12 protein-coding genes are annotated in these 9,693 nt (G+C 69.5%); 8 read left to right on the forward strand and 4 right to left on the reverse strand.

Annotation, left to right across the window (positions count from 1 at the left end):
* Positions 1-35: 35 nt before the first annotated feature.
* Complete coding sequence (locus tag AB0305_RS15175) at positions 36-1,031, forward strand: siderophore-interacting protein (protein WP_364138480.1); 996 nt, start codon at positions 36-38, stop codon at positions 1,029-1,031.
* A 115-nt stretch (positions 1,032-1,146) separates the two neighbouring features.
* Positions 1,147-1,968, forward strand: coding sequence for an SGNH/GDSL hydrolase family protein (locus AB0305_RS15180; protein WP_364138417.1), 822 nt, complete (start codon positions 1,147-1,149; stop codon positions 1,966-1,968).
* 9 nt (positions 1,969-1,977) lie between these two features.
* Here the strand turns inward: AB0305_RS15180 and AB0305_RS15185 are convergent, their stop codons facing one another.
* Positions 1,978-2,265, reverse strand: a complete 288-nt coding sequence (locus AB0305_RS15185) for a YciI family protein (protein WP_364138419.1) — start codon at positions 2,263-2,265, stop codon at positions 1,978-1,980.
* 90 nt (positions 2,266-2,355) lie between these two features.
* On the opposite strand from AB0305_RS15185, the gene AB0305_RS15190 reads away from it, so the two are divergent.
* The 3 genes from AB0305_RS15190 (at position 2,356) to AB0305_RS15200 (ending at position 5,119) form a co-directional block, all read left to right on the forward strand.
* The gene (locus AB0305_RS15190) at positions 2,356-2,853 is read left to right on the forward strand and encodes a MarR family transcriptional regulator (RefSeq protein WP_290257278.1); all 498 of its coding nucleotides are present in this window, start codon (positions 2,356-2,358) and stop codon (positions 2,851-2,853) included.
* Positions 2,854-2,903: 50 nt separating this feature from the next.
* Entirely contained in the window at positions 2,904-3,665 is a 762-nt protein-coding gene (locus AB0305_RS15195; protein WP_364138421.1) for an SGNH/GDSL hydrolase family protein, read from the forward strand.
* Between the two features lie 65 nt (positions 3,666-3,730).
* Positions 3,731-5,119, forward strand: coding sequence for a GH1 family beta-glucosidase (locus AB0305_RS15200; RefSeq protein WP_364138424.1), 1,389 nt, complete (start codon positions 3,731-3,733; stop codon positions 5,117-5,119).
* A gap of 28 nt (positions 5,120-5,147) precedes the next feature.
* Here the strand turns inward: AB0305_RS15200 and AB0305_RS15205 are convergent, their stop codons facing one another.
* From AB0305_RS15205 to AB0305_RS15215, 3 genes are read right to left on the reverse strand one after another with little or no spacing between them, the layout of a single operon-like run.
* Positions 5,148-5,906, reverse strand: a complete 759-nt coding sequence (locus tag AB0305_RS15205; protein WP_364138427.1) for an FAD:protein FMN transferase — start codon at positions 5,904-5,906, stop codon at positions 5,148-5,150.
* 40 nt (positions 5,907-5,946) lie between these two features.
* Positions 5,947-6,516, reverse strand: a complete 570-nt coding sequence (locus AB0305_RS15210) for an FMN-binding protein (RefSeq protein ID WP_364138430.1) — start codon at positions 6,514-6,516, stop codon at positions 5,947-5,949.
* On the reverse strand, positions 6,513-7,955 hold the full coding sequence (locus AB0305_RS15215; protein ID WP_364138433.1) for a ferredoxin reductase family protein: 1,443 nt from the start codon (positions 7,953-7,955) through the stop codon (positions 6,513-6,515). Before AB0305_RS15215 ends, AB0305_RS15210 begins: the two co-directional genes overlap by 4 nt.
* Before the next feature lie 462 nt (positions 7,956-8,417).
* Here AB0305_RS15215 and rpmB point away from each other — a divergent pair, with 462 nt between their 5' ends.
* Genes rpmB through rpsN form a run of 3 tightly spaced genes read left to right on the forward strand, consistent with a single transcriptional unit; the run spans position 8,418 to position 9,131 of the window.
* Positions 8,418-8,654, forward strand: a complete 237-nt coding sequence (rpmB, locus tag AB0305_RS15220; protein ID WP_056737118.1) for a 50S ribosomal protein L28 — start codon at positions 8,418-8,420, stop codon at positions 8,652-8,654.
* Entirely contained in the window at positions 8,654-8,821 is a 168-nt protein-coding gene (gene rpmG / locus AB0305_RS15225; RefSeq protein WP_290257284.1) for a 50S ribosomal protein L33, read from the forward strand. The genes rpmB and rpmG overlap by 1 nt, the downstream gene beginning before the upstream one ends.
* Positions 8,822-8,825: 4 nt before the next feature.
* A complete protein-coding gene (gene rpsN, locus AB0305_RS15230) occupies positions 8,826-9,131 on the forward strand; it encodes a 30S ribosomal protein S14 (protein ID WP_043485315.1) in 306 nt (101 codons plus the stop codon).
* The last annotated feature ends 562 nt before the right edge of the window (positions 9,132-9,693 follow it).

Genomic DNA, 9,693 nt, shown 5'->3' on the forward strand with positions numbered 1-9,693 from the left:
CCCGGCCGGTCCCCGAAACCCTCGCCGGGCAGCCGATGTCCCGCGCTTTCGACGTCACCGTGTCCGCCGTGCGGGACCTCAGCCCCGGCTTCCGGAGGATCACCCTCGGCGGCTACGCGCTGCGCGACTTCGGCGTGCACGGCCCCACCCTGGACCTCCGGGTGAAGCTGGTGCTCCCGTCGCGGGCGGCGGACGGAAGCGCGCTGCCCCTCCCGGCCTTCCGGGTCGAGGAACCCGGCTGGTACCGCCAATGGCTGGCCATGGACGCGGACGTCCGGGGGACCATGCGGACCTACACCGTCCGGCGGGCCCGGCTGGACGCCGTCTACCCCGAGATCGACGTCGATATCGTGCTGCACGCCCACGGGGGCGCCGGAATGGGCGGCAGCGGAGCGGACGCCGAAGGGCCGGGTGCCACGTGGGCCCGGCAGGCCCGGCCCGGGGACCGCGTCACCCTGATCGGCCCGAACAGCCGCGCCGCGCACTGTGTGCTGGAGGAGACCTATGCCGGCATCGAGTGGCGGCCCGGCGCCGCCCGGCGGATCCTGCTGGCCGGGGACGAGACGGCGGTCCCGGCAATCTGCGCGATCCTCGAGAGCCTGCCCCCGCACCTGAGCGGCGACGCCGTCCTGGAGGTCCCTGACGTCGGCGACATCCGGCACATCACCACGGAGGCCGACGTCGCCGTCACCTGGCTCCCGCGCCGCACCGCGGCCGCGGGGAAACCTTCCGACGGAGGCCGGCCGCACGGCGAACTGCTCCGGGATGCCGTCCCGGACATCGTCTCCCGCCCGGATGGCCGCGGCGCCCTGACGGGGGCGGCCGCCCCGGAGACGGAAGCGGTGACGGACGACGCGGACCTCTTGTGGGAGACCCCGGAAAGTGTCCCGGCCAGCCCGTTCTACGCCTGGATCGCGGGCGAGGCGGGCACCGTCCGGGAGCTGCGGCGTTATCTGGTCCGCGAGGCGGGGATCGACCGGGCGAACGTCGCCTTCATGGGCTACTGGCGGCAGGGCCGGGCCGAGCTCTAGGCAAAGGCGCGGGCGGCGGTATGGAACCGGGGGGGCACCATCCCGGTGCCAAGCCGCCGCCCGCAGTTCACCCTCCCGGCACCGGCTCTTTGGCCGGCGGCGCTACCGTGGCGGCATGGCCGCGAACCTCTTGCATCCGGGCCCGGACGGGCGGCGGGTTTACGTCGCCCTCGGCGATTCCTTCACTGAGGGCGTGGGGGACCGCAGCAAGCACCTGCCCAACGGTGTCCGGGGCTGGGCGGACCGGGTGGCCGAGAGGCTGGCGAAGGCGGACCCGGGCTGGGAATACGCCAACCTCGCCATCCGCAGCAAGCGCCTCCGGCAGATCATCGCCGAGCAGCTGGAACCTGCGCTGGCGATGAAACCCTCCCTGGTGACCCTTTACGCCGGCGGCAACGACCTGCTGGACCTCGGCACCGACATCGAGGACCTGATGGACGACTACGAGATCCTGGTCGCCCGGCTCACCGCCTCGGGGGCCACCGTGGTGCTCTTCACCGGCTTCGATGTCAAGGTCTCCGTGCTGCTCGAACCCTTCAAGCGCCGCAACACACTCTATAACCGCCGGGTCCGGGAACTGGCCGACTGGTACGGAGCCGTGCTGGTGGACTACTGGGCCTTCGAGGCGTTTCAGGACCCCAGGATGTGGGACAGCGACCGACTCCACATGTCCAAGGCCGGCCACAAGTACCTCGCCGCGCAAGTCCTGGACCATCTGGGGGTAGCGCACAGCATCAGCCCCAAGGAATGGGAACCGGCCGCCCCGCTGGGATTCCGCGACTGGGAACGGCGGCAGCGGCGCTGGGTGCACGACTGGGTGCTGCCGCTGTTCGGCCGGAAACTGCGCGGCGTCACCCTGGGGGACCAGCTCACCCCGCGCTGGCCTCAGCCGGTGCGGGTGCCCGAGAAGGGCGGGCTGAAGAAGCTGCTGACCTGAGGCTCCGGCCTAGGCGTCCAGCAGGTTCTCGAAGCCGGGGGCCACCCGGCTGGCGTGGAACTCCTCGACGTCGTAGTCCGCCACGCCGTTGACGTAGAACGGATCCGCGAGCAGCGCCGCGTCCAGGTCCGCGCGCTCGGCATTGGAGAGCAGCAGCCCTCCGGTCCGGGGAATCTTGCGCCCTGCCACCATGAAGACGCCCCGGTCGAAGGCGTCCTGCAGCCACTGGACGTGCGCGGGCAGGTGGAAATCGACGATCTCTTCGGGCACCTTGTAGGTGAGCGACACGACGTACATAGCGTCAGCGTACCGCCTGTCCGCGCGGCCCGGCAGGCATCGAATAAAGAGGGTTGAACCGTCAAGCTTCGCAGCTCCTAGAATGGAGCCATGACCGATCCGCGCTGGCTCAACGCCGAGGAACGCCGTGCCTGGCTGGCACAGCTGAGCATCAACACCCTGCTGCCGGCCGCGCTGGACACCCAGCTGCACTCGGCCGGGAAGCTCTCCCTCTTCGACTACAACGTCCTGGCCATGCTGTCCGAGGCGGAGGGCCGTTACCTGCCGATGAGCGAACTCGCCGCCCGCACCAGCGCCTCACTGTCCCGGCTCTCGCACGTGGTCACCAAGCTGCAGAACCGGGGATGGGTGGAACGCCAGCCCCACCCCGGCGACGCCCGCGTCACCACGGCGCACCTGACCGACGCCGGGCTGGAAACCCTGGTGGGGCTCGCCCCCGCCCACGTGGAGGCGGTGCGCGAGCTCTTCCTCGACGCCCTGGACCCCGACGACGTCGCCGCCCTCGCCCGGATCGGCGAGAAGGTGGTGGCCCGGCTGGACCCCTGCCACTGGATCCTGCGTGAGAACGGACCCGTCGAGGCCGGGTAGGCCTTCGCGCCTCCTTGGTTGCTTCCGGCAACGGGTGACAGACTGTCTGCATGGATTTCAGCACCCGGTATGTGGCCCTCGGAGACTCCTTCACCGAAGGCGTCGGCGACGACGATCCGTCCCGCCCCAACGGGGTGCGCGGTTGGGCCGACCGGGTCGCCGAGCAGCTCGGCGCCGCGGACCCCGGATTCGGCTACGCCAACCTGGCCATCCGCGGCCGGAAACTGCGGCAGATCCTGGCCGAACAGGTGGACGCCGCCGTCGCGCTCAACCCCACGCTGGTGACCATCTACGCCGGCGCCAACGACATCCTCCGGCCCACCATCGACATCGACGGGCTGCTCGAGGAGTACAACGAGGCCGTCGCCAAGCTGACCGCCACCGGCGCCACCGTGGTGATGTTCACCGGCTTCGACGCCCGCGGGTCCAAGGTCTTCAGCACCATGCGCGGCCGCACCGCCATCTACAACGAACTGGTCCGCGGCATCGCCGGCGACCACGGGGCACTCCTGGTGGACTACTGGCGCTTCAGCGAATACTACGACTGGGGCATGTGGGCCACGGACCGGATGCACATGTCCCCGGCCGGGCACGCCACCATGGCCCGGCGGGTCCTCGACGTCCTGGCCCACGAGCACTCCATCGACGTGCCGCCCATGGCCCCGGTCCCGGAACTCAGCCGCTCCGAGGCGCTCGCCGCCAATGCCCGCTGGGTCCGGGAATTCGCCGGCCCCTGGGTGATGCGGCGGGTCACCGGGAAGTCCTCCGGCGACGGCCTCACGCCGCGGTATCCTCAGCTGACCCACCTCTAGGCCCTGCGGGGCAGCGGCCGCCGCCCTGACACAAGGATGAGCACCGTTCAAAGGAGCAGCACCGGATGAACAGCACCCCAGTGACCTTCCCGCCCGGCTTCCTCTGGGGCGCCGCCACCGCCGCGTACCAGATCGAGGGCGCGGCCCGGGAGGGCGGGCGCGGCGAATCGATCTGGGACGTCTTCAGCCGGGTGCCCGGCGCCGTGGCTGACGGGCACAACGGCGACGTCGCCTGCGACCACTACCACCGCACGGCGCAGGACATCGCGCTGATGCAGGACCTGAACCTGGCCGCCTACCGGTTCTCGGTCTCCTGGGCCCGCTGCATGCCCGACGGCGTCACCCCCAACCCGGAGGGAATCGCCTTCTACTCGGACCTGGTCGACCGGCTGCTGGCGGCCGGGATCACGCCCTGGATCACGCTCTACCACTGGGACCTGCCCCAGGCGCTGGAGGACAAGGGCGGCTGGGCAGCCCGGGAGACCGCCGAACGGTTCGCGGAGTTCGCGGCCCTCATGCACGGGGCGCTGGGGGACCGGGTCCGGTTCTGGACCACCCTGAACGAACCCTGGGTTTCGGCCTTCCTGGGCTACGCCGCCGGCCTCCACGCTCCCGGCCGCATGGACCCGGCGGCCGCCCTCGCCGCCGTCCACCACCTGCTGCTGGGCCACGGTTTGGCGGTGCGGGAGATCCGGAGCCGGAACGCCGCCGCCACCGTGGGCATCACCCTGAACCTGACCGTCGCGGACCCGGCGGACGCGGACCGTGAACTGGATCGCGACGCCGCCCGGCGCGCCGACGGCCAATCCAACCGGCTGTTCCTGGACCCGCTCTTCCGGGGCGAATACCCCGCGGACGTTCTGGCCGACGTCGCGCACCTGGGCATGGCCGACGTCGTCCGGTCCGGAGACCTCGAACTGATCAGTGCCCCGCTGGACGTCCTGGGCGTCAACTACTACCACGGGAGTGCCTTCACGGCGGAGCCCGGTCGGGACCCTGACCCGTCCTCCCCGATGGTGGCCGCCGACGGCGTGCACACCGTGCCCCGCGGACTCCCCCTCACCGGCATGGGCTGGGAAGTCCAGCCCGATGGGCTGCGCCGGTTGCTGGTGCGGCTGCAACGCGAATACACGGGGCCGGCAGGGATCCCGATCTACATCACCGAGAACGGCGCCGCCTACGACGACGAACCGGACGCGGCGGGCTTCGTCAACGACGAGGACCGGCGGAGCTTCTTCGAACAGCACCTCCGCGCGCTGCACGCGGCGATTGCCGAGGGGGTGGACGTGCGCGGCTACTTCGCCTGGTCCCTGCTGGATAACTTCGAGTGGGCCTTCGGCTTCCACCAGCGCTTCGGCCTGGTCCGGGTGGAGTACGACACGCAGCGCCGGATCCCCAAGGCCAGCGGGCTTTGGTACGCCCGGGTCGCGGCGTCGAATGCCCTGCCGGGCTGACGGCCGGGAGCGCTGACGGCCAGGAGCGCTAGGCGCGGAAACCGGGTGTGGCGAGCAGGCCGCCGTCGCGCCTGACCGCGAGGATCTGGACGTCCCAGCCGTCGGTGGCGCGGTTCAGCATCGGGAGCCCACCCGCCACGATCGCGGTGGCCAGTACGTCGGCGGTCACGATGTCCGCCGCGGCGACCGAGACCTGGAGGAATTCGCTCGGCCCGGTGGCCCGCGTCCAGATGTGGTCGCCGCGTTCGGCCGACCCGGAGGTGGCCAGCGCCCGCGCCGTGTGGCCGCCGCCCAGCGGGTAGGCGGCCAGCAGGGTGCCGCGGTCCTGCGGGTCCACGATGCCGGCCTGCCAGGTGGCCGCGGTCCCGACGATCGGCGAGCCGGAGACCAGCACGTCGCCGCCGGCGTTGAGGCACCAGTCCCTCAGCCCCAGCGACGCCAGGGCGGCCCCGGCCTCCTGGACCGCGTAGCCCTTGACCAGCCCAGACAGGTCCTGGGCCCCGTCGGGACGTTCCGGGGTAAAGGCGCCCTCGGTCAGCAGCCGCCAGTTCGCGGCCTCGGCGTAGCGGTCCCGGAAGCCAGCCGAGGTTTCCTTAGGCGTCACCTCCCGGCGGACCACCCGGCTGGCCTCCGAATCCGGCCGGTAGAGGCTGAACTGCCCGTCAAGCTCCCGGAAGATGCATTCGACGGCGTCCGCGGCCGAGCCGAGGGCCTCCTCCGTCGCGGCCCGGGGGCCGCCGTCGTCGTTCCCCGCCATCGGGACGGTGAGGCCGATGACGGTACCCATGCACTGGAATGTCCGGGCCTTCAATGCCGGGCTTTCCGGCTTAGAGGTGGGCAGCATCGAGGGCCGCCTGCAGCGAGGTCAGGTACGCGGAGCTGGTGACGGTGGCCCCGCTGATGGTCTGGACGTTGGCGGACTGGACCTGGAGCACCTCGGAGCGCAGCAGGGGAGCGGCGCGGTTGCTGATCTGCACCGAGCGGCGGTCCTCGTCCGTGAGCTGCAGCGCCTTGACGTCCGTGATCTTGCCGCCGCTGACGCTGATCTGCACCTGGACCGAGCCGAACCGGGTCTGCACCGAGTCCCCGGTGAAGGTGCCGCCGGCACTGGAGGAACCGGAGGAGCTGCCGGAGGATCCTGACGACCCGCTGCCGCTGCCGCTGGTGCCGGTGCCGGAGGACGTGTCCCCGGAGGCTGCGGACCCGGAGGTCGAGCCGCCGGCGGAACTGCCCAGCCCGGACTTGGCGGACCCTGTGCCGGTGGTCCCGGTCCCGGCGGTTCCCGCCGTCGTGCCGACCGCGCTGGCCGATTCGGCCACGTGGGCGCCGGACTGCCAGCCGGCCAAAAGGATCCCGGCGGAAGCCAGGGTCGCGGAAACTACTGCGCGTATTCTCACCAGTCAAACCTTTCGTAGTGGAGTTGTTCTTCCCGCACGCCGGCCTGGCGTGCGTCGTCGAGGACGTTCCGGGCCCAGGCATCCGGGCCGCAGACGTAGATGTCGGAGCCGGCCAGGTCGGGAGCGTAGCTGGCCAGCCGATAGCCGGCGCGGGACTCGCTCTCGGGCAGCCAGGTGCTCACGCCCCGGGGCCGTCGGCCGGTCAGGTGGAACAGGGTGGCCCCGCGCCGCTGGCAGAGGTCCAGGATCTCGTCGCCGAGGTACAGGCCGGACTGATTGTGACCGCGAAGGATCACCGTGGCTTCCCCCGGCGCGAAGGGCGTGTTCTCGAGCAGCGCCCGGATGGGGGTAATGCCGATCCCGGCGCCGATGAGGACCACCTTTCGCCGGCTGCGGGAGGCCGAGCTGAACAGCCCGTACGGTCCCTCCACCGCTACCCGGGTGCCCGGCCGCAGCCGGGCCAGGGCGGCGGAACCGCGGCCCAGGTTCCGGACCGTGATCCTGAGCCGGCCGCCGCCGTCGGCCCCGAACGTCACGGGCTCGGCGGAGAGGCTGAAGGGGTGAGGGTGCCACCACTGGCCGGGGGCAAGGAACCGCCAGATAAAGAAACGGCCGCCGCTGCCGGCCAGCTCGTCAAGGTGCCGGCCAGTCATTTCGATGCTGACCACGCCGTGGCCGGCGGAGACGACGCGGCTGACCGTCAGCTGGTGCCGGACGGTGGCAACGATCGGCTCCAGGACCCGGTAGTGCGCCAACGCGGCGCCGGTCCCGATGCAGACGGCCAGCCAGTACCAGCGCTGCCAGGTGCCCTCGGCGAAGAGCCCGCCGACGCTGAACTGGTGCGGAATGGCGGTCAGGACCGCGGCGTAGGTCAGCAGGTGTACCGCGTACCAGAACTCGTAGGGGAAGCGGCGGCGCACGGCCACCAGGGAGGTCACGACGACGGCGATGAACAGCAGGATGGAGATGTACGCCAGCCACATGTCCGGCACCTGTACCCAGAGGGACACTGCCTCGCTGACGGGGTCCAGGCCGTCCGCCATCCCGTAGCCGACCGCCAGCAGGACGCCGTGGGCCAGGAGCAGGTACAGGGCGGGTTTCCCCAGCTTGCGGTGGAATTCGAGGGCCCGGTCGTGGCCGACGGCCCCGTCGATGATGGGCAGCCGCGCCGCGAGCAGCAGCATCAGCAGCACCAGGTCCATGCCGGCGAGTCCGGCCACGATGCCCAGGGCCGTGAAGGTTCCGCCCGGGGTGGAGAAGCCGGATGCGCCGCCGTCGGCAAGCCACAGGGCGATGGCAGCTGCGATGGAGGACCAGGCGGTGACCGTGAGCAGGTCGCCCCTGAACATCCGCCGGCGGTGCTGCGCCGCAAACGGGTCGCCGCCGGCCCCGGCCCGCCGGGCGAGGGGCTGCTGAGCAGTCTGGGTCGATGTGTTCATGAATCCAGAATCTGCCCGTTCCCTTTCGTTTTGCTGTGAAAGAACTGCGCCCCGCTTAAGTCTTCCCCGCATGTCCGGGGGACCGCCTTATACACCCTCGGACCCCCGGATTGGTCTTTAATTCCGCGAGATCGTAGACTTGGTAGGCGCTAGGTGGCGCGGAGCGTGGGCAATTGCTCCGGTTGACGGAAAAGTCTGCAGTGCAGGCGGCTCCGGAGGCCGGTAGTTAGGGGCTCAAGTTGCGCGCGTTCCTGTATTCGCCCGGCATCCCGGTACCGCAGTGATGGCTTACGAGTTCTCCCTGACGGTTGTCCCGGACTCCTTCTTCAGTTCCCTCGCAGCACGGTTTCGGCCGTTGTCGTGAGGGGCCCGTTCGAGGGGAGCTGGCGGCGGACGCTGCCTATCGCACGGTAACGCGGAACTCCGCCTGCCGTTTCATTTATTTTCATGAGGAGAGTCGTCATGGCAGCACACTGCCAGGTGACCGGAGCCGAGCCGGGCTTTGGACACAGCATTTCGCACTCGCACCGCCGCAACAAGCGCCGGTTCGACCCGAACATCCAGAAGAAGCGCTACTGGGTTCCGTCCCTGCGCCGTAATGTCACCCTGCAGGTCTCTGCACGTGGCATCAAGACCATCGACGTACGCGGCATCGACGTTGTCGTCGCCGACATCCTGGCACGAGGAGTGAAGCTCTAGTGGCAAAGGACAAGGACGTACGTCCGATCATCAAGCTTAAGTCGACCGCGGGCACGGGTTACACCTACGTGACGCGCAAGAACCGTCGTAACGACCCGGACCGCATGGTCCTGCGGAAGTACGATCCCAAGATCCGCAAGCACGTCGAATTCCGAGAGGAGCGCTAAGCACATGGCTAAGAAGTCAATGATCGCTAAGAACGAACAGCGTAAAGTCATCGTCGAGCGCTACGCTGCAAAGCGCCTCGAACTGAAGAAGGCCCTGGTCGACCCCAACTCGACCGACGAAGCCCGCGAAGCTGCACGCCTCGGCCTGCAGAAGCTGCCGCGCAACGCTTCCCCGGTCCGCCTCCGCAACCGCGACATCATCGATGGCCGCCCGCGTGGCACCTTCCAGAAGTTCGGCATCTCCCGTGTTCGCTTCCGCGACATGGCTCACCGCGGTGAGCTCCCGGGCATCACGAAGTCTTCCTGGTAATTCAGCACTCCTGAAGCCAGTGGCTTGAGAGGGGCCGGCAACCGTCATGGTTGCCGGCCCCTTGCGCGTTAAGCCGCCGGCTGCCGTGGGGCTGCTGGCGCCGGGTCCGCGGGGTGGTGACCGAGCGCACACGGAGCGGTTTTGGGTACGACGGCGGTTGATTGGGCCCCGAAGAAGCGCTGAGTCCCGGGTTTCCGCGGTTTTCGGGGCGGGGGAGGGCCTTGGGGGTGCGATTTGTGTGGTCCGGTGTTCGTATGTAAAGTTATTCGAGTCGCCGCCGCTGAAGCGGAAAGATAGCGACCGACCCCCTTGTTGAACGGCCTGAAAAATGGTGCGGAATTGTGCGCCGGTTTTTCGGGTGGGGACCCTTCCATTGCGTGGGATTCGGCGGTTACGCCGGTTTGCATTGCGGTTGGTGATCGGGTAAGTTTGAAAAGTTGCTCCGGAGCGAGTCGCGGCCCTTGATGGGGTTGTGGTGGTGCCGGGTGTGTCTGTTGTTTGAGAACTCAATAGTGTGCCAAGTTTGTTGATACCGATTGTTTTATTGATTGGTTGAAATTGC

Source organism: Arthrobacter sp. NPDC080086 (assembly GCF_040702285.1).